The organism is Agrobacterium sp. LY4 (assembly GCF_001526585.1).
In the GTDB taxonomy this organism is placed as follows: Bacteria; Pseudomonadota; Alphaproteobacteria; order Rhizobiales; family Rhizobiaceae; genus Agrobacterium; species Agrobacterium leguminum.
Map to the genome: position 1 here is coordinate 20,309 of NZ_ASYA01000005.1, position 19,769 is coordinate 40,077.

Consider the following 19,769-nt stretch of genomic DNA (forward strand, 5'->3'; position numbering starts at 1 on the left):
CGTCGGCGCGGATGGCCGGAAGTAGGAGCGGGCGCGGCGGCAGGCGGTGAGGGCGGCGGCCAGGAAAGGAGTAAGAGGGGGGAAGGGGCGTTCTTGGCGGGTTGAGGTTGCTGGAGAGAGGCTCCGGCCGGCCCGCCAAGGAGCAACGACATGGCACAAGCCATTCAGAAAATCGCGCTCAACGCCGGACGCGATATCCCCTTCAACAAGCTCGTTCTCAGCCAGCAAAACGTACGCAAGACCAAGGCAGGCGTCTCGATCGAAGAGCTTGCCGACGACATTGCGCGGCGTGGCCTGCTTACCAGCCTCAATGTCCGCCCGGAATTCGACGCTGAGGGCAAGGAGACCGGCATCTATCGCATTCCGGCCGGCGGCCGCCGCTATCGCGCACTGAAACTGCTGGTCGACCGCAAGCAACTGACGAAGACCATGGGCATTCCCTGCATCGTCAGCGCGGGGGAGACCCTGGAAGCTGAAGACTCGCTTGCCGAAAACGTCAAGCGCGTCGACCTGCATCCGCTGGACGAGTTCCGTGCCATGATGGCCCTGCGTGAGCAGGGACTCGATGAGGAAGAAATCGCCGCCCGCTTCCATATCGCGGTTGCGACGGTGAAGCAGCGTTTGCGTCTGGCGTCGGTCTCGCCGCGCCTTCTCGATCTCTATGCAAACGACGAGATGAAACTCGGTCAGGTCATGGCGTTTTCAATCACCAATGACCATGCCCGGCAGGAGCAGGTCTGGGAGACTATCTCGCGGTCGCACAATCAAGATGCCTATTACATCCGCCGGATGCTGACCGAAACCGCGATCCGGGCTGCTGATCGCCGCGCAGTCTATGTCGGTATCGAGGCCTACGAGGCCGCCGGCGGTGTTGTCCTGCGCGATCTGTTCGAGCAGGACAATGGCGGATGGCTTCAGGATCCGGCGCTCATCGAGCAGCTCGTGTTCGAAAAGCTGGCGGCCGACGCGGAAGTGCTGAAGACCGATGAAGGCTGGAAGTGGGTCGATGCCGCGATCGACTTTCATTTCGGATACGCGTCCGGCTTTCGCCGCTTCTATGGCAAAAGGGCGGAATTCACGGAGGAAGAGTTTGCACGCCATGGCGAGCTGACTGCGGAATTCGACAGGCTCAGCGATGAATATGCCGCCGCTGACGATTACTCGGAGGCAACCGAGGCTCGGCTCGAAGAGCTCGACGACGAACTGAAGGCGCTGAACGACCGGCCATTTGTTTTTGATCCCGACGAAGTCGCCCGCGGCGGCGTGTTCGTTTCGCTTGCCGCCAATGGTCAGTTGAAGATTGAACGTGGCTACGTCCGGCCCGAAGACGAACCTGTTGTGGAGCCGGATATTGATGATGGTGATGGCTCCGGCGATGAAGTCGGCGGAGATAGCGATGCCGCCGTGGCCACCGCCTCTGCCGGCGGTGTTAGTATCAACGGCAAGCCCGTTGGCGTCGAAGAGCCGGAGGAGGACGACAGCAAGATCCGGCCGCTTTCCGATCGTCTCATCGAGGATTTGACTGCGGCCCGCACCGTTGCGCTCCGGAACGCGCTCGCCAATGATCCGGTAACGGCGTTCATCGCGGCGCTGTACGCTCTCGTGCTGAAGACCTTCTACAGCTACGGTGCAGCGTCCTGCCTCGAAATCACGGTGCAGAACTCGGTATCCAACCAGGCGCACGGGCTCGGCGACACCGTCTGGGCAAAGGAGATCGAGCAGCGGCAGGAGAACTGGGGACACGATCTCCCCGGCGAGGCCGATGCAGTCTGGGGCTATCTGATCGCGCTTGATCAGGATAGCCGCATGGCGCTGTTTGCCCATTGCACCTCGCTGACGCTCAACGCCACGATCCAGCAATGGAACAAGCGGGTGAGGGAAAACCATCACGCCCGGCAGCTCGCCCAATCGATCGGGTTCGGCATGGTCGAGGCGGGCTGGACGCCGACGGTCGACAGCTATCTTGGCCGTGTCACGAAAGCGTACATCCTGCAGGCCGTCCGGGAAGCCAAAGGCGAGCAGTCGGCGCAGCTCATCGACCATCTCAAGAAGCCCGATATGGCCCGCGAGGCCGCCCGGCTCCTGGAAGGCAGCGGATGGCTTCCGGAAGTGCTGCGCTATCCGGTCGACGAAACCGCGGTGGAGATCGTGGCCGCGACTGATGGTGCCGATACGCTCGTCGATGACGACGACACCAGCACCTCCGACGCGATTGACATCGATCTGCCGGCGTTCCTGACCGACGACGCGGATATCGTGGAAACACCGGCCAATCCTGCCGAGGATGAGGGCGGGCACCTCCAGGCAGCCGAATAGTCGGCCAGCTCATCATCACTCACTCAGAGGTCCGGCCATCGTGCCGGGCCCTTTCTATTTTCCAGTCATTGGAGACAAGACGATGTCGATGTCCGTTACCGCGCCTCAACGCGCCACCATAGTCCCCGAGGAGCGCCGTCTGCAGTTCCTGCCTGCCTTGTTCGGCCGCTCACTCCTGATGATCGCCGAAAACGCCGTTTATGGTTTCATGGAGCGCCTCAGTCCCCTCGATTACAGTGGCGGCTTCTGGGATTTTTACGAGCACGAAGGCAAACCGCTCTTCCTTGCTCCAAGATCCAAGTCCCGCTTCCGGATCACCGGTGACATCACCTGCTTCCAGGGTGAGGTTTCTGCTGAGGCGGCGGGGATCATCGCAACGATGTTCGCCCATTCGCACCTGTCGTTTCAGTTTCAGTCCGATCTGCTCTCTGAAGGATACGGGCGCCTCTACGCCTATTCGGCCGATCATCCCGAGGCTGCCGAGATCTACCAGGCGATCGACTGAGGCCCTCGCACGGGCCGCAAGACCTTTTTCAATCGCACCCTACTCAACCCCGCCCGGCCATCGCGCCGGGCTTTTGCGTTTCAAGGAGACGACGATGATCGCCGATCAAAACTGCAATGCCCCATATTCTTCTGGGCCTGAACACCTTGATAGTGCTCCCTCCCATGTAAACCTTCTCGCCGCGCTCGGAATCGTCGAGGTGACCTATCGTTTGAGTGGCGGCGGAGACTCAGGTGAGTGCGATCTGGAGCAGGTCGTTTACGCCGATGGTCGCCGCGGTGCGGTTCTTCCGTCCATTCCAATCGGCTTTTCGGACGACGGAACAATCCTGCTCCTCGACAGGGTTCTCGAAGACATCGCCGAAAACGCGCCCGAGGGCGATTGGGTCAACAACGAAGGGGGCCGGGGTACGGTCAGCTTCTTCCCGACCGAGACAGAGGTAGATGCCCGTCTCGTCTGCGACATGACCTATGGGGATGAAGACGATGAGGACAGTGACGATTTCACCGACTTCTTCGACGATATTGATCCGCCGGGCGAAGACGATGCCAGTGAGCAGTTGAACGTTTGCGGCACAACAGAGGAGGATGTCCAATGACGCGCTCCCCCTCGAAAACATGGCCCTCTCTCGTTTTGGTCGGCCGCGAACGCCTGATCGCCGTTCTTCCCGAGATCGAGCGGGTCGAGCATCCCGTGACCGATCTCCTTGCGGATATCATCGGGCTTTCCGAATGCCGGTTTGCTGCCGCCTTGATGCCGCACGCCGTCGATGCAACGGTCACGATTACGCCGGCTCTCCCTGACGATCCAGCCGCCGCCGGTTTCCACGACCTGATCAAGACGTCCATCACCGACCCCGCGCGCACGACGACCCTGGTGGCGCACTTGCCGGTCGGTCAGCGGATTGAGGACGCGGGCTTTCTGTCCTTTGTCATCAAGCTCCTGGGCGCCGGCGCGCAGCAGGAGGAGATCATGGCGATGGCGCGCATCGTATCGGAGGCGGTGACGACATTGGCCAACAATGTCCAGGTGCTCGCAGCCAAACATTTGCGGGCCGTGCTCGATCGTGATCTGCCGGCTGTTTCCGAAGGCTGGAAAATGCTCACTCCAACCTCGGTCTGGCTTCTCGCCACCCACCTTGCCGGTGATCCTCAACGGCCTGAGATCATCAAGCGTCGGCTCCAAGCGTTCCGCCTGTTCGCCGCATTGCCCCATGTTTTGACTGAGCAATCGATCACGACCGCGATCGACAACGGCGCTCCCCTCATTCCCGTTTTGGCAAAGCGCCTCGATCTTACGGAGGCGCAGGTGCGCAGCCTGCATGGCGCGGTCGCTCCCGACCCGGCTTCCTACAGGATCGCAACCACTTTCCTGGACGCGGTTCGCGAACTGAGGGCTCATTCCGTTCCGCTTCATGAGTGGCCAGGAGGGGGGAGACCGAACCAATCGCAGGCGTGGACCAGCACGCCATGGCTCGGCACCAGCAACCGTCAATTGCTACGGCCAGATCAAGCTGACCCCACTGACCGTGAAACACAGGATGCGATCAATGGGTTTCGCGATGACATTCTCCGTCCGATAGCCGCAAGCCGCGCCGGACAGTCTCCGTTTCGCAAATCCCATCAAGTCGGCTATTTCCTCGCCAATCTGGAATTCCCGCCACCCTTGCTTGCCAGCGAAGAACGGCGCGACTATCTCACGGCTGTCCGGCAGGTGCTTATCGGCACACGTGGCTTAAAGTCCTTCCGCGAGGCCGTGGCGATCTGGCACCGCAAGGCCGCGACCGTTGCCGCCGTGCGGCATGAAGCCCAGACGGACCGGCCGGGATGGCCGCCTATTTGCGGGCCTTGGCAAAGCCGGGATGGGGCCCATGCCATCTTTCCGCTGATCACCGCGGCTGATCTTGTCGAAGAAGGCAATGCGCTCGCCCATTGCGTTGGTGGCTACTATGAGCCTTGCAGGCGTGGGAACACACAGATTCTGTCCCTTCGCCGCGACGGAGCCCATACTGCGACGATCGAGCTCCTTCTCTCCGGCAACAAGGATCTGTCCGTACAGGTCGGTCAGTTCAAGACCCGACGCAACGGACGTCCGGACGCCCTCGCACACGATGCCCTGAAGGAGTTCCTCGGGGCGATCAATGGCGGCGAACATCCCATCGACCGGAAATCTCTCGTTGCCTATCGCAGGACAATGCGAAACGTCTGGGATGGTGCCTGGTCAAGCAACCCTTCACTCGATCACGCTCGCAGCGTCTTTCCCCTCTATCTGCCGCTGTTGCCTCGCGGGACCCCGGAGACTTTCGATGCCTGGTATGCAGCGAGTGGTCTCGATCCCGTCATCGACCGGGCGTTTGCCGCGGTTGCCGGCGGCGGCAGTGCTCATCGCTCTGATGCGTTCTGACCCCCTGAAAGGATTGTGCCAATGCACCCCTACGATCACGCTCGTTCCTCCGCAAAGCTGCATGGTGGCCGCTGGCAAGACTATTTCGCGTTCCACCACTATTTCGATTCCTCGAAATCCGTCCTTTGCCATTTCACGCACCGCGCCCTGAAGCACCATCTTCAGGGTGTCGCCGCCGCGCAAGAACTGTTCGGTGAGCAGATCACCAACAGCGACGGCGCTGAGGTTGCGACCGAAACGCTCGGCCACCAGCATCTGACGGAAGATTGCCGGATGTTGCCCAACGCCGGCGACTGGGTGAAGGACTTCGATCCGCCCACCTGGTTGCCGAACATGGTGCCGACGGTCGAGGAACTGGTCGAAGACGATATCCTCCGTTTCGGCGGCGAGGCGGCGGCCTACCGCGATCTGCACCTTTGGTTCTATGACACAAAATGTTGGGTCGATGGTCCGGCCTGGTTCCTGTTTCGCCATCATGCCTATGGTGTGTTTGAAGCTGAGGAGCGTTTCGGCCCAGTTCTCGGCGACAGCGCTGACCCGTCCGTACCGACCCGCGTCGTCGCCGAACGGCATGTCCAGCGGGTGCTTGGCCGCGTGCTGCCGGCGACGGATTTTCTGCGGCGGATCAAGGGCGAACGCTGGATGCTCCAGGCGACCTCGCCACGCAAGCTCGGCCTCGATTGATGCCGATCCTGCTCCCTTTTGCTTTCAAGACGGCTCGGTCCGGATGGTCTTCCTTCCGGTCGAGCCGTCGCGCCAATCGAAAAGGAGAAACTCCATGGCGCAGTTGGAAACCGTGACTGTTGTGACCATCTCCACCGGGCATGTGTCGGCCGAGACAGCAGCGATGCTCGATGCCAAACCGTGCGCGAACTGGCCATGCGCAGGAGGACCTTATGCCGGCTATGGCTGGTTCCTCTACGCCCATGACGAAAACTGCGGCGAAGGCGACCAGCATATTCCCGACGATCTGTTTGCGGTCATGACATGGGCGCGCAACAAAGGCTTCAGCCATGTCCTGCTCGATCGTGATGCCGATCAGGTCGATGGCCTGACGTTCCACGACTGGTAACGCCGCTCGGCCGCCTTATCCCGATCCGGCGTTCCAAGACCGCAAGAGGGAGAGGAGGGCGGCTGCGGGGAGGAGTGCGGGCGTTCAAAGAGAGGGCTTTCCGCGTCTGCCTCCATTCCGTGCCGGATCGTCGGTGCGGTCACTGTCTACTTTTTCCCACCAGCCCGGTTGGCGCGACAGCGCCAGCCGGGCTCTTTCGTTTCAGGAGCTGCCAACATGAACACCATGATTTCCCACCCATCTGCCATATCTTCCGGCTTCAAGGTCGATATCTCTCACGGCGAACGCATCGGCCGTGTGTCGTCCGAATGGTTCTCGCGCCCCGATGACGAGCGCTACCTCTCGCTTTCGGATCTCCACCGCGCAGTCAGTGAGCGGACCGAGCGCGCCCGCGTTCGCACCGTCGAGAGCGCCGACATTCGCGTGGAAGCGACACGCGACAATGCTGAACGTCTTTCCCTCGTCGTTCCCGGCAGCCGCGTGCCGCTGGCGCCGACCCACTGGAGCTACGGGCAGCTTTGCAGCCTGGTGGGCGCTCCTGCGAGCTACATGCGCCAGCTTCCCGCACCGCTCGCTGCGATCAATCTTCAGCACGGGCTCCTCAATCACAGCGCCGAGATGGTCAAGACCCTGGAGATGGATGACGGGCGTGTCGAATTGCGAGCCGTGACCGGTCCCGAATATGGTCGCATCTGGGACAAGGACCTCGTTGCAGCCGTGATGACCATCGCGGGCAATGGCACCGGCGACACGATCTGGAAAGTGCCCGGTGTGCTCGACTGGTCGACCATGACCCACAATCCCTTCGTCGACATCACCAAGGACACGACGACGCTCTATGCGAGCGACAGGGACGTCTTCCTGTTTCTCGTCGATGACACGCACCCCATCGAGGCTGGCCGTCTTCCGAATGGTGAACCGGATCTCTACTTCCGTGGTTTCTATGCCTGGAACTCCGAGGTCGGCTCGAAAACTCTCGGCATTGCGAGCTTCTATCTGCGGGCGGTGTGTGCCAACCGCAATTTGTGGGGCACCGAAAATTTCGAGGAGATTACCATTCGGCACTCGAAATTCGCCGCGCAACGTTTCGCCCATGAGGCCGCTCCCGCACTGACGAATTTTGCCAATTCTTCCCCTGCGCCATTTATCGCCGGCATCCGGGCCGCCCGCGAGCGCGTCGTTGCCCGCAGCGAGGAGGATCGGTCCGATTTCCTGCGCAAACGGGGTTTCACCAAGGCCGAAACCGGCAAGATCATCGAGACGGTGCTTTCTGAAGAGGGGAGGCCGCCGGAGTCCATCTTTGACTTTGTCCAGGGCATTACAGCACTCGCGCGTGGCAAGGCCCATCAGGATACGCGGCTGGAACTGGAGGGCAAGGCGCGCAAGCTGCTCGAAAGTGCAGCCTGACCACGCCCCGTCCTCGTTCATCAGAACTCTCCATCGCCCGGTCATTGCGCCGGGTTCTTCATATTCGCGAAAAGGCAATCGTCATGATCAATCTCGAAACCCGGATTTACACGGACCCGCCAATCCCTCTCTCTGACATCACGCCGCTCGAAAAGCTCGTATTGACCCACGTGCTCGAATGCAGCGAAACCGAAGCAGGACTTGTCTTGTTCACCGACTTTGGCCCGACAAATCCGATCAGTGTGAAGCGGGAACCACTGCTCGAAGCCTACCGAACCTCGGCACTGCAGGCGAACAGCGTGCTCAACGACTTCATTGCCAGCCGCGCCGTCGCGCTGTTGCCCGCACCTGCGGATGATGTCGACGCGGAGGTGATGATCGATATCGACCTTAGCGAATTCCCATGGCAGTTCGTTGTGCAGGACATCGTCGCGCGGTCGCCGAACCTTTCGGAGGTGACGGTGATCCAGTGGATGAACCATCCCTCGCAGCGTCCTGACACCTACGGTGCCAGCGTATCGCTGATCACCGCGAAGGCCATCCATCACGCGACCAGCGAGGACCTGCTGGCCGGGTTCCGGTTACAGGACCGGCGCTTGTTGCGCCCAAGCACATCGCTTGCCCCGATAGATGGTGCTTCGCCTGGAGACGGGCATCGCCTGTTCACGGTTGGCGAGGTCGAGAGCGCCCTCTGCATATGGGAAGCGATGCTGTATTTCCGGGGTCTGCACGAAGACGGGCGCGCGGTCCCGGATAGCATCGCCCGAATGTCGAAGCTGTGGGACGCGGGCGGCTGGCAGGCGATACGATTGTGTGCCCTGGAGATCGTTCCTCTCGCGCAGGATGCCTATGCCGCCCTTTCCGATGCTCTGGAGAAGGACGGTTTCACCTTCGATTTCGATTTCATTCCAGCAGTTGTGGGAACGCTGCTCTGGTCGGAGGAAGGACCCTATCGCGACGGCGAACCCGAGGATTTTTTCGAAAGTGTGATGGCGGCGGTCAAACGCCGACGCCAGGACATTGCCGCTGCTGCGGTGTCCGGATCTAAAGTTGGCCTATGACGCGATCAGGCGCTGATCACGGCCGGGGGCGTGGTCGTCGTTTCCGATAGTGACACCCCCATGGGTGTCTCTGTGTCCCCGACCGTTTGTTCTGCAGCAATCGCGTCGCCGGCGGCCTTCAGATCGATGGGTCCCCAGATCGAGGTCTCTTTCCGGGAGATGCGACGTCGATTTCTGAACTCGACGACGAACGGCTTTTGCTCAGGCTTCATAATGCTCCGGTTGACCGTGGCGGATAAATGTCTCCGCAGCAGGTGTTCTTGTTCGCCGCGCCCTGTCGACCGCTGCTGCCCAGTATCCCGGATCACGGAAGTCGGGGGATTTCGCCATCCGCCACACGCCAGACCCATGGGGTGATCTCCGGTCGTGTCTCGATCATGTCGGCGAGGGCGTGTTCGTATTCATCTCCGGCGCTTGGCGGGACGATGAACATCGCGACGGGAGCCGGCTTCTGCTCAGGGAGTGTCACGGACACGATTGGCGCTTCGCGCGGCAGGTTGAAACGCAGCCCCTTGACACTCTTCCGCTTCAGATGGCCGAGCTTCTCCAGCAGCCGCAATTCATGAATGTCCTCGAATGGCAGCCAGTGCTCATTGACCACCATGAGCGCAACCTCTTCGACCGATGCGATGCCGGCGGCGGAGATGCCGAACGTGGCAATGGCGATCAGATGGAAGGCCTCGCTCGAGCGCCACAGCTCGAGTTCGGTCTCATAGCGGGCCGCCAGCCGCCGCCATGCGCCGTCCTCGATCATCAGTGGGAAGGGCGTGTGCCGCACGACGATCTTCTGGCCTTCGCGCGCCGGGGAAAACTCCTTCACCTCGGCCACGATCATCATCAACTTGCGTGGTCCCGATCCGGTAGCCTGCACGCCCTTGAGCGCCGCCGCACGCCGGGCAGCAATGCCATCTTTGTCCTCCGGCTGGAAGACTTCCGGCACGAAAAGCACGTCGCTCAGAGGACCGCCCCTCGCCGACATCTGCGAGGCGGCATTGATGAGACTGGCGCGGACCCGGCCCCAGCCGCGCCGGCCTGCCCAGGTCGAGCGCCACTCCGTCAATTCGCCCGCTTCCCAGAGATAGTGGAGCATCGCCTTCAGCGACAGTTTCCGGGGCTCGCTTCTGATGCCCGGCTCAGACGATTCTGTCGGCGCAGCGGGCGCCGCCCTTGGCCCGCGTTTCGTCAGGGAGAAATCCAGCTTCAGTTCGGCTTTGCCACTGGCGTCGATCTGGATCGCGCTCCCGATCAACGGACCGAGGCCGGAAAGCTCGTAGGGCGGTTCGTAGGCTGGACAGGCGGGATCATGCTCGCGCCCAGATAGTGGCATGCGCTTGACGAGATACTGATCGTCCAGCCGCGCGATGTACATTGGCACGCCCGCCTCCTTGCAAAGACACATTGGGCGAAGCCGCTGCTCGTAGGCGTGCGGAAGCAGCGCTCGAAACTCCGGCGAGGAGTCGTCGAGGGTTTGATCTCCGATCGTGAACTTTCGCACCCTCGTACTCCCCATTGCTTTGGTTGAAGCTACATGGTCGTCCACGTTTTTACTATCTAAAAATAATCAGTAAAGCAGCGAGGCAGCCAAAGCCATGGCCGGGAAGTTGCCCAACCCACGGCGAACCTGCCTCGCTTCTCATCCTGCTGCCCACCCAGGGAATCCCGAAATGTCGAGACATCACACCAGGCAACTTTGTACGGCTGGCAATGCGCACGATGGTTGATGAGGCGTAGAGCGCGGTGGCAGGGGCTGGGAAGAGTAGGGCTGCGGGCCAGTTGGCCCTGTCGACGTTGGAGAGCGCATGTCGGATCGGGCTGCCCCACCCGCGCTCGGAGGAACCCCGATGAATGATATTGCCTATCAGCGCCTGCGCATCCGGGCGGATGCCGGCTGGCGTCACGTTGTCCGCGTTGCCGCCTGCCAACTCGATCGCAGGAACCGGTCCGATCCCAAACTTCGCTTCGCACGAAAGCGCTTCTACCGTTCGATGCTGGCTGAGTACCGCGCAGACCAGCGCGATTTCGTCAATGCCTTCCGGCTTTGAAGTCGCCCTCGAAAATTTTCCCCAACCCAACCGCCCGGCGCCAGCCGGGCTTATCGTTTCCAGGAGGAGATCATGGCGATACCCGACTATGCCCGCACCAACTTTGAAACCCTGCTTCGTGCCGCCAGGGATGGCAATCTCGCGCTCATGGAGTGCCTCGACGCCAGGACCGAAGAACTTTGCTTCGTTCTTTGTGCAGTCGGGCATGATGGCGGGGATCGCGTGTTCACACCATTCGGACACCTCGCGGCCGGTAACCCCTATGACGCCTATTTCCCGCCGGATCCCAACGATGCCAGCGGATTTTTGACCGGAGGCATTACCGGTTTGAGCGATCCCTCATCGGCCACTCGCAGCCAGGGAGGTGAGGATAGAAATCTGGCGTAAACCGCGACCAGGCGATCCGCGGCAGCATTTCGCCCATTCACTCTCCTCAGCCGAACTCGGCTGGCACGATCCCGGCCGCTATCGGTTGACGTCGCCGCGCACACCCGATGTCCCGCCGCTGGTGCATCCGGGCATGGCGGTGCGGACGTCCTACGGGACAGGCGGCATCGTCATCGCGGTTGAAGGCCCTGTCATCCATGTCGCGCCTGATGGCAGGGCGTTTCCGCATTTCACGATCGTCTATGTCCCGGCCGACCGCTTCGGCCGGCATTCGAAGCTCGACCGCAACTGGATCAACGAGTGTGTCGCCGTCGACGGCCGCATTCTGAAGCTGTTCGAAGCCAATAGCGATGAGGTCTTCATCGAGGCCGTTGCCGCCGGCCCACCCTAACCATTCGCGGGCGAAGGCCCGCCCTCCACCTCCATCTTTCCCAACCAGGCCCGGTACTCCGAATGGAGTGCCGGGCCTTTCCGCGTTTCAGGAGAGCCTTATGACCCTGTCAGCCATTGCCCGTCCGCGCGCCGTCGCGCCGGTTTTCCTCAACTTCCGTTCCGAGATCGTCGAACCCGTCTGTTTTGCGGTCGTCTATTGGGACGGTCCGGGCGACACCCTCTACGCCTTTGAAGATCGTGCGGCTTTCGACCGCCAGCGCGTCTGCGCCGAGCGCCATTTCGTTCATGTCCAGCAACTGTCTGCTGACGAAGCCGCAGCATGGATCGCCGCCGGCAGCAAGGCCGTCCTATACGATGTTTCCGTCGCTGGCGTCGCGGCCTTCGGGAATCTTAAGCTCGCGCCCGGCTGAAGGCCGGGCGCCGGCCGCCTCGTTGGCCGAGAGCGAGAGAGGGGCCGGTAAGGGGTGGCCTGGCGGGGTTTGGAGAGCGCCCGGTATGGCCAGCTCTTTCCTGCTCTCGATGAGGTCTTTCATGAACGCCATCTCCTCCCGCGCTGCCAACACGGTCGCCGTCTCGCTCGGCGCGCCCAATGACCATCGCCGTGGCAGCAAAATTCTCGCCGCCGGCGAGACGCTTCTGCCCTTCCTCGAACGTGGCCAATCCATCGGCGCAGCCGATTTGCGCACGATCCTCACCAACGCCTTCGAGGGTTCGGACGCCGAGGGCTTCTGGGTATGGAAGGATGCCTACGAGGCCTGCGAGGTCGCGCAGGTACTCTTCCTGCGCAAATTTGGGGCTGCGATTTCCGCCCGCGCGAACGCGCCGCAGGCCGTGCTGACGATGCTGACCAGAGTGGCTGGGCTTTCCCGACCCATACGCGCCGCTCCGAGGAAAGTCAGAAACTCCAGCAGTTTTCCACGCCGATGCCGCTTGGCTTTGTCGCAGCCCGCGCCGGCGGCATCCTGGCGGATGACGTCGTGCTCGAACCGTCAGCCGGAACGGGCCTCATGGCGATCTTCGCGGAACTTGCCCACGCGCGCCGCCTCGCCCTCAACGAATATGCGCCGGTTCGCCATTCCCTCCTTCAACATCTCTTTTCCGGATCGTCAGTGACGCAGCACGATGCGGCGCATATCGACGATCATCTCGATCGTTCAATCCGCCCGACGGTCGTGCTGATGAATCCGCCCTTCTCGGCGGGCGTCCATGTCGAGGGTCGCATGATTGAGGCCGCATGGCGTCATCTCGCCTCCGCCTTCGCGCGCCTCGCGCCCGGCGGCCGCCTGGTCGCGATCACAGGCTCCAGCCTTTCCCCCGAAAATCCGAAATGGCGCGACGCCTTCGTTCGCTTGCAGGAGAGTGGCACACTTCTTTTCAGCGCCGCGATCGACGGCTCGGTCTACGCCCGCCACGGCACGACGACGGAGACACGGCTGACGGTGATCGACAAGATCGCTGCGGGCAATCCCGCGAAGCTCGTCTCCTCCATGGACACGGCTCCTGACCTCACGACATTGATGTCGTGGATCTCCGGCCTCCCACCACGCTCGCCGTCGACCGCGCAAAACTCTATCGGTGCACTTTCCAACGGGATCCTGCGTGCCTGTGCCGCGAAAATGGCTACGCGCAAAGCGAGCGACACGATGCGTCCAGCGGTGGTTGGCGGACCCGATACCCGCGACTTTCCCGCGCCCCGCGCACAGCACCCGGTGGTTTCACCTGAGGCCGCCCAGGACGAAATTGTCGAACTGGCCTACGAGTTGCGCGATACAGTGCCGGTCGTGCGCGCGGACGTCGCCGATGGCATCTACGAACCCTATGAATTGCGGGCCATCCGGATCCCCGACGCCAAACCGCACCCGGATAAGCTTGTCGAATCCGTCGCTATGGCGTCCGTCGCGCCGCCGCCGCCGCGTTATCGGCCGCATCTTCCCAAGCGCCTCGTCACCAACGGCGACCTCTCCGATGCCCAGCTCGAAAGCATCATCTATGCCGGCGAGGCCCATTCCGGCCATCTCGCCGGCCACTGGAAGGTCGATGCTTCCTTCGACAACCTCACTGCCGTCACGCCGGAAACCGAAGATGCTGTTCGATATCGTCGCGGCTGGTTCCTTGGCGATGGAACCGGCGCGGGCAAGGGCCGGCAAGCAGCAGGCATCATCCTGGACAACTGGTTGAAGGGCCGCCGCCGCCATGTGTGGATCTCCAAATCCGAGACCCTGATCGAAGACGCCCAGCGTGACTGGAGCGCGCTCGGTCAGGAGAAACTGCTGGTGACGCCGCTCGCGCGCTTCCGGCAGGGCAAGCCGATCATGCTGGAGGAGGGAATCCTGTTTTGCACCTTCGCGACGCTGCGCACCGATGAGCGCGAAGGCAAACGCTCGCGCGTTCAGCAGATTGTCGACTGGCTGGGTCAAGAGGCGGCAAGCGGCGAAGCCGCGACAGGGAAGGCGAAGAGTTTCGATGGCGTCATCCTCTTCGATGAAGGCCACGCCATGGCCAACGCTGCCGGTGGCAAATCCGACCGCGGCGAAAAATCTGCCTCGCAGCAGGGCCGTGCTGGTCTGCGCCTGCAGCGCGCTTTGCCTAACGCCCGTGTCGTCTATATCTCGGCAACCGGTGCATCCGAAGTCGAATCTCTTGGCTATGCCGAACGTCTAGGACTCTGGGGCAGCGCCGATTTTCCGTTCCCAACTCGATCCGAATTCATCGCGGCGATCGAGGACGGCGGTGTTGCGACGATGGAGGTGCTCGCCCGCGACCTCAAGGCGATGGGACTCTATGCCTCCCGCTCGCTGTCCTTCGAAGGTGTCGAATACGAGATCCTCGAACATGCCCTGACGGAGGAGCAGGTTCGCATCTACGATTCCTATGCCGAGGCCTATCAGGTCATCCATCATCGTCTCGACCAGGCGCTGGAAGCTTCCGGCATCACCTCCGCAGGCGGCACGCTCAATAAAAACGCGAAGGCCGCCGCCCGCTCCGCCTTCGAAAGCACTAAGCAGCGCTTCTTCAACCATCTCCTGACATCGATGAAGACACCGGCGTTGATCGGCGCAATCGGTAAAGATGTCGAGGATGGTCATGCCGCCATCGTCCAGCTCATCTCCACCGCGCAGGCGATGACGGAGCGGCGGCTGGCGGAAATCCCGACCGAGGAATGGAACGACATCCAGGTTGATGTGACGCCCCGTGAGATCGTCGCGGAGTATCTGATGAACTCGTTCCCGACGCAGCTCTTCGAGGAATTTACCGACGCGGAGGGTAATCTTCTGTCGCGGCCCGCCTACGACACCGATGGCAATCCGGTCTTGTGCCGCGAAGCGGTTACCCGCCGCGATGAACTGCTGGAGAAGCTCGGTAGCCTGCCGGCGATCCCGACAGCACTTGACCAGATCGTGCAACATTTCGGGACGGAGAAGGTGGCTGAGATCACCGGCCGGTCCCGGCGCATCGTCCGCCGTGATGGCGGCGGCGCGTTTGCCCGCTTTGCCGTGGAAAGCCGGCCAGGCAGCGCCAATCTCGATGAGACGCGAGCCTTCATGGATGACGAGAAGCCGATACTCGTCTTCAGCGAGGCCGGTGGGACGGGGCGCTCCTACCATGCAGACCTGGGCCGCAAGAACCAGCGTCAGCGCCTACACAATCTGCTGGAAGCCGGCTGGCGCGCAGACGTGGCGATCCAGGGCCTCGGTCGCAGTCACCGCACCAACCAGGCGCAGCCGCCGCGTTTCCGCATGATTGCCACCGACGTCAAGGCCGAGCGCCGCTTTCTGTCGACCATCGCCCGGCGCCTTGACAACATGGGCGCGCTCACGCGCGGCCAGCGCCAGACCGGCGGGCAGGGCATGTTCAGGAGCGAGGACAACCTCGAATCCCAGTATGCCCGTGACGCTCTCCGGCAATTCTACAAGCTCATCCACCGCGGAGAGATCGCCGGATGCTCGCTGGAAACATTCGTGGCGATCACCGGTCTCTCCCTCACTGATGAGGAAGGCGGGCTGAAGGACGAATTGCCGCCGATCCATACCTTCCTCAATCGAATGCTGGCGTTGACCATCGCCATGCAGAACCTTCTGTTCGACGCTTTCGAACAGTTGCTGGCAGCTCGCATCGAGGGAGCAATCGCCGCCGGCGTTTACGACAAGGGGCTGGAGACCCTGACCGCCGACGGTATGACGCTTAGGGATCGCAAGCTCGTCTATACCCATCCGGTCACCGGCGCGCAGTCGCACCTGCTCGCCATCGAGTGCATGGACCGCAACAAGCCGATGATGCTCGCGGAGGCCTTACAGATGGCGGCACGCGACCCACGCTCAACGCTGATGGTCAACGGCAAGTCCGGCCGGCCGGCGGTGATGATCCCGACGCGCTCTATCATGCTCGACGACGGCTCCGTCCAGCCGCGCGTCGCGCTGATCCGGCCGATGGATGAACTGCGCTTCGAGGTGCGCCAGCTCGAAGAGACGAGCTGGGAAGAGGCGGACAACCAAGTGTTCTCTGCAGCCTGGGATGCTGAGATAGCCAACGTCCCCGAGTTCTCGACGTCGACGCTGCATGTCGTCTCCGGGCTGTTGTTGCCGATCTGGAAACTGCTACCGCAGGACTATTGCCGCGTCTATCGCCTCCAGACTGATGACGGCGAGTGTATCGTCGGCCGCGTGATCGCGCCCGCCAGCCTTGCCCGGCTTTGCAGCAACTTAGGCATCGACCGGACGCAGGTTCTGAGCCCCGATCATGCCTGGAAATCGGTACTCGACGGGTCCTCGATCATAAGCCTTGCCGGCGATATCACCCTGCGCCGGGTACGCGTCATGAGCGACAACCGCGTCGAGCTGACCGGTTTCACCGACGGCATGCGCGATTGGCTCCGCTCCATCGGTCTCTTTTCCGAGATGATCGCCTGGAAGCTACGCTTTTTCGTGCCGGTGACGGAGGAGGGCTCTGCGATCCTCGCGAAACTGACGCAGCGCCATCAGCTGCTCGATGTCGTCAGCCGGCATTGATGGAGGCAGACCATGCTTTCTGCGGCCGAACTTGCAGACCGTCTCGCGCGCGATGCCGAGGCGGTCTGCCGTCATTACCTCTCCGCCGGCCGCAGGGCCGGCAATTACTGGGTCGTTGGCGATACCGCCAACAGCAAGGGCAAGTCGCTCTATGTCCATCTCACTGGCCCGCGGGCGGGGCGGTGGGCTGACGCCGCGACGGCTGAATATGGCGATCTCCTTGATCTGGTGCGGGAGACCTGCGGGCTTGTCGATTTCCGCGACGTTGCCGACGAGGCACGGCGTTTCCTCAGTCTGCCTCAACCCTCACCGGTGGCGCCCCATAGGGGCGACGCCCACAGCGATCCGCCGGTCGTCAGGCCGGCCGACGAACGCGCCAAGCGGCTGTTCCGGATGACGCAGCCGCTCGCCGGCACGCTGGCCGACAGCTATCTGAGCCAACGCGGCATTTTACGGGCAGCTTTGCTCCCAGCGCTCCGCTTCCATCCCTCCTGCTATTATCGGGAGCTCGTGACGGGCAGGACGAGCAGCTTCCCGGCGCTGATCGCGGCCGTGACCGACCCCGCTGGGACGATCACCGGCGTGCACCGCACCTGGCTAGACCCTCACGGCGACGGCAAGGCGAAGATTGACGATCCCCGCCGCGCGCTCGGCGGCCTGCTCGGCAACGCGGTGCGGTTCGGCTTCCCGGTCCATCACCCCATCCCGGTCATGGCCACCGGTGAAGGCCTCGAAAGCATCTTGTCGCTCATCGCTGTGATGCCAGCCATGCCGATGGTCGCGGCGCTGACCGCCAATCACCTGGCGGCCTTCCGGCTGCCGCCCGGATGCGAGCGCCTCTACATTGCCGCGGACGCTGACGCCGCTGGCCGGCACGGTATCGAAGGATTGAGTCGCCGCGCGCAGGAATGCGGGATACTGCCACTCGTCCTCGCTCCGGAACTCGGCGACTTCAACGAGGATCTGTGCCAACTCGGACCGGACCGGCTGATCGCCAATCTCAGGGCGCAGCTCGCCCCGGAGGACATCCATGCCTTCCTGCCGGCGTGATGAGACCGTGACGGGGAGGGTGCGGCGGCGCGGGTGGAAAGCCGGCTGGTCTATGCCCGGTCACTGCCCGGAATGGCGCGCCTGCGGGCCTGCCGAGAGGCGACCCTTACCATCTGGCCGTCAGGCCTCCAACCCCCGGGACCCAAGTTTTTTCCCCGCGCCGGCAAAGCCGGCGCTCCTCGCGGGACAAAAAACTTGGATCCCGGCGGCCCGGCGCTGCGCTGGGCCGCGGCGTGGACGCCGCGGTTCCGGCCCGCCTACCGGATGGACAGGGATCGCCGTCAGGCCGCGAAAGGCGCGGCCCAAACCGACGGAGACCATCATGAACGTCCTGCTTCCCATCGACACCGCCGCTGAACCGCACCACGCGTCATCTCCAACTGACAGGTTTATCTACGAGATGCAGGTGTTCGGATATCGCCCTTTCCAGGACGAGCCGGATCCGCGTCCGCTACCGGAAGAGCCGGTGGTCCAGTCGGCGCTGACCGCGATGTTCGATGCCTTTGCCGAGATGCTCTGCGATACTCGGCTGGAGACCGACCTTGAAGACCTGCTCTGGTCGACGGTCAATCTCTTTCACCGTGCCGGCGAGCGCATCCAGCGAGAGCTTCAGCGCAACGAGGATGCGCAGCGCTACGGCCAGCGCGAACAAGACGGTTCGGAGGTGAAGAGCGTCGAGTTGGAGCGCCATGTTGCCGAAGGCATCACGCTTCTCGAGCGCCGCAACGCCTTCGAGTTCATGCGCGACTATGCTGCCGACCTCTTTGAGGCGCAGATCGGATCGACATGGCGCCCGCGTACGGGCTCAAAGGTCAGCCACGCCAACATGACCGCGGCGATGATCGATAGCCGCGACTTTCTCTCAGCCCGCCGCCGCGCGGAGACCGAGGTACTGATCCCGGCCGGCACCAAGATCGCCTTCGCTGGTGGAATGGACTACAACGATCACGAGGCGATCTGGGATGCTCTCGACCGCGCCCATACGAAATTTCCCGACATGGTCCTGTTACACGGCGGTTCGGTGAAAGGTGCCGAACGCATCGCTGCGTGCTGGGCGGAGAACCGCAAGGTCACGCAGATCGCGTTCAAGCCGAACTGGACGAAGCACGCCAAGGCTGCTCCCTTCCGCCGAAACGACGACTTACTGTCGGTGATGCCCGCTGGCCTCATCGTCTTCCCGGGCTCCGGCATCACCGGCAATCTTGCCGACAAGGCCCGACGCTTCGGAATCCCCGTCTGGCGCTTCGGTGGAGACGGCGTGTAAACGATCCCTTCAGAGGCCGTTCAGGCATCCGCAGCATGGCCTTTGAAGTTACACAGCCCATCATGAGACACGCGTGTTGCCTCTAAAGATCGCAGGCACGGTTGATGGAAAACACGCGGATGCTATAGTTCGATAAGAATAACGTGCGAATGGTAACTCTGTGACGCCAAACTCTGTTTCATCCTTTGATCAGCGACGTTCACCTCTTCGTCTCGCGGAGATATTTGTCGTATTTCCATTCCGCACGGCCGTTGTTCTAAGCGCTCTCGGTCTTGTTTATTTTGTGATTTCACTCAGACAGGAGGAAAGCCCGGCTTGGCTTGCAACCACCGCAACGGCAGGTGTATGGGTTCTGGTCCTCGCCAGTGTTGTCCGCTCTGTGATTGCACTGACAGCATCGTCTGACAGCCACTATAATCATGCTGCGAGGACAACGGTGGCACTGGTCGGGAAATTTCTCCTGGAGCTGCCCGGGCTCAAGCGCAGGTATCTGGAGATTAGGTTCGAGGATCCGGGATCATCGATACGGTTCCGTTTCCCATGGCAGATGGCTTGTAGCGCTGTTTCTCCGTTGCTTCGGTGTATCGAGGTTCTGCTTCTGCTGGTGGGCGCAATCCCTTCCGTGCTGATCTTGCTCGCCTTTGGCTTGATTGTCGGCAACGCCGATGCATGGGGGCCGGCACTCGGACAGCCTTCTTTTGCGATCGTAGTCGCTTTCGGGTGGATGATCGTCATTCTGAGCGCTATTGCTATCTTGCTTGCTTTGATCGACGCAGTGTTCCTGCTCTTCGCCGAGAGTATCAGGCCGAGTTTCGCGAACAGGGCACATCGGGTAGGGAATTGGTTAACGTCTCTCCGTTGAC

The 19,769-nt window shown here is 62.1% G+C and carries 16 protein-coding genes and 1 pseudogene; 16 read left to right on the forward strand and 1 reads right to left on the reverse strand.

Annotated features, from left to right (window positions below):
• Positions 1 to 150 precede the first annotated feature (150 nt).
• The 8 genes from L904_RS07100 to L904_RS28330 all read left to right on the forward strand — a co-directional run bounded on the left by L904_RS07100 (position 151) and on the right by L904_RS28330 (position 8,764).
• Entirely contained in the window at positions 151 to 2,316 is a 2,166-nt protein-coding gene (locus tag L904_RS07100; RefSeq protein WP_020809970.1) for a ParB/RepB/Spo0J family partition protein, read from the forward strand.
• An 82-nt stretch (positions 2,317 to 2,398) separates the two neighbouring features.
• Positions 2,399 to 2,821, forward strand: coding sequence for an antirestriction protein (locus L904_RS07105; RefSeq protein ID WP_020809971.1), 423 nt, complete (start codon positions 2,399 to 2,401; stop codon positions 2,819 to 2,821).
• Positions 2,822 to 2,915: 94 nt separating this feature from the next.
• A complete protein-coding gene (locus L904_RS07110; RefSeq protein WP_020809972.1) occupies positions 2,916 to 3,419 on the forward strand; it encodes a hypothetical protein in 504 nt (167 codons plus the stop codon).
• Positions 3,416 to 5,224 carry a PcfJ domain-containing protein gene (locus L904_RS07115; protein ID WP_020809973.1) on the forward strand — a complete coding sequence of 603 codons (1,809 nt, stop codon included), beginning with the start codon at positions 3,416 to 3,418 and terminating at the stop codon, positions 5,222 to 5,224. The genes L904_RS07110 and L904_RS07115 overlap by 4 nt, the downstream gene beginning before the upstream one ends.
• Before the next feature lie 21 nt (positions 5,225 to 5,245).
• Positions 5,246 to 5,908: a hypothetical protein gene (locus tag L904_RS07120; RefSeq protein WP_020809974.1), complete on the forward strand. Its 663-nt coding sequence runs from the start codon at positions 5,246 to 5,248 to the stop codon at positions 5,906 to 5,908.
• A 94-nt stretch (positions 5,909 to 6,002) separates the two neighbouring features.
• Positions 6,003 to 6,296: a hypothetical protein gene (locus L904_RS07125; RefSeq protein WP_020809975.1), complete on the forward strand. Its 294-nt coding sequence runs from the start codon at positions 6,003 to 6,005 to the stop codon at positions 6,294 to 6,296.
• A gap of 216 nt (positions 6,297 to 6,512) precedes the next feature.
• On the forward strand, positions 6,513 to 7,703 hold the full coding sequence (locus L904_RS07130; protein WP_020809976.1) for a hypothetical protein: 1,191 nt from the start codon (positions 6,513 to 6,515) through the stop codon (positions 7,701 to 7,703).
• A gap of 83 nt (positions 7,704 to 7,786) precedes the next feature.
• Complete coding sequence (locus tag L904_RS28330; RefSeq protein ID WP_049832286.1) at positions 7,787 to 8,764, forward strand: hypothetical protein; 978 nt, start codon at positions 7,787 to 7,789, stop codon at positions 8,762 to 8,764.
• Positions 8,765 to 9,068: 304 nt separating this feature from the next.
• Here the strand turns inward: L904_RS28330 and L904_RS07145 are convergent, their stop codons facing one another.
• The gene (locus L904_RS07145; RefSeq protein WP_031233809.1) at positions 9,069 to 10,259 is read right to left on the reverse strand and encodes a DUF1173 domain-containing protein; all 1,191 of its coding nucleotides are present in this window, start codon (positions 10,257 to 10,259) and stop codon (positions 9,069 to 9,071) included.
• A 346-nt stretch (positions 10,260 to 10,605) separates the two neighbouring features.
• On the opposite strand from L904_RS07145, the gene L904_RS07150 reads away from it, so the two are divergent.
• The 8 genes and pseudogenes from L904_RS07150 (at position 10,606) to L904_RS27625 (ending at position 19,768) form a co-directional block, all read left to right on the forward strand.
• The gene (locus L904_RS07150) at positions 10,606 to 10,806 is read left to right on the forward strand and encodes a hypothetical protein (protein WP_020809980.1); all 201 of its coding nucleotides are present in this window, start codon (positions 10,606 to 10,608) and stop codon (positions 10,804 to 10,806) included.
• A gap of 72 nt (positions 10,807 to 10,878) precedes the next feature.
• The gene (locus L904_RS07155; RefSeq protein ID WP_020809981.1) at positions 10,879 to 11,193 is read left to right on the forward strand and encodes a DUF6117 family protein; all 315 of its coding nucleotides are present in this window, start codon (positions 10,879 to 10,881) and stop codon (positions 11,191 to 11,193) included.
• Complete coding sequence (locus tag L904_RS07160) at positions 11,171 to 11,584, forward strand: hypothetical protein (RefSeq protein WP_155246255.1); 414 nt, start codon at positions 11,171 to 11,173, stop codon at positions 11,582 to 11,584. Before L904_RS07155 ends, L904_RS07160 begins: the two co-directional genes overlap by 23 nt.
• Before the next feature lie 100 nt (positions 11,585 to 11,684).
• Entirely contained in the window at positions 11,685 to 11,996 is a 312-nt protein-coding gene (locus tag L904_RS07165; protein ID WP_035260098.1) for a hypothetical protein, read from the forward strand.
• Between the two features lie 121 nt (positions 11,997 to 12,117).
• Positions 12,118 to 16,592 (forward strand): annotated as a pseudogene (locus L904_RS07170) (strawberry notch-like NTP hydrolase domain-containing protein).
• Positions 16,593 to 16,604: 12 nt separating this feature from the next.
• Positions 16,605 to 17,642, forward strand: a complete 1,038-nt coding sequence (locus L904_RS07175) for a toprim domain-containing protein (RefSeq protein WP_020809984.1) — start codon at positions 16,605 to 16,607, stop codon at positions 17,640 to 17,642.
• A gap of 322 nt (positions 17,643 to 17,964) precedes the next feature.
• Positions 17,965 to 18,906 carry a DUF2493 domain-containing protein gene (locus tag L904_RS07180; RefSeq protein WP_020809985.1) on the forward strand — a complete coding sequence of 314 codons (942 nt, stop codon included), beginning with the start codon at positions 17,965 to 17,967 and terminating at the stop codon, positions 18,904 to 18,906.
• A 160-nt stretch (positions 18,907 to 19,066) separates the two neighbouring features.
• A complete protein-coding gene (locus L904_RS27625) occupies positions 19,067 to 19,768 on the forward strand; it encodes a hypothetical protein (protein WP_155246256.1) in 702 nt (233 codons plus the stop codon).
• Position 19,769: the final 1 nt, after the last annotated feature.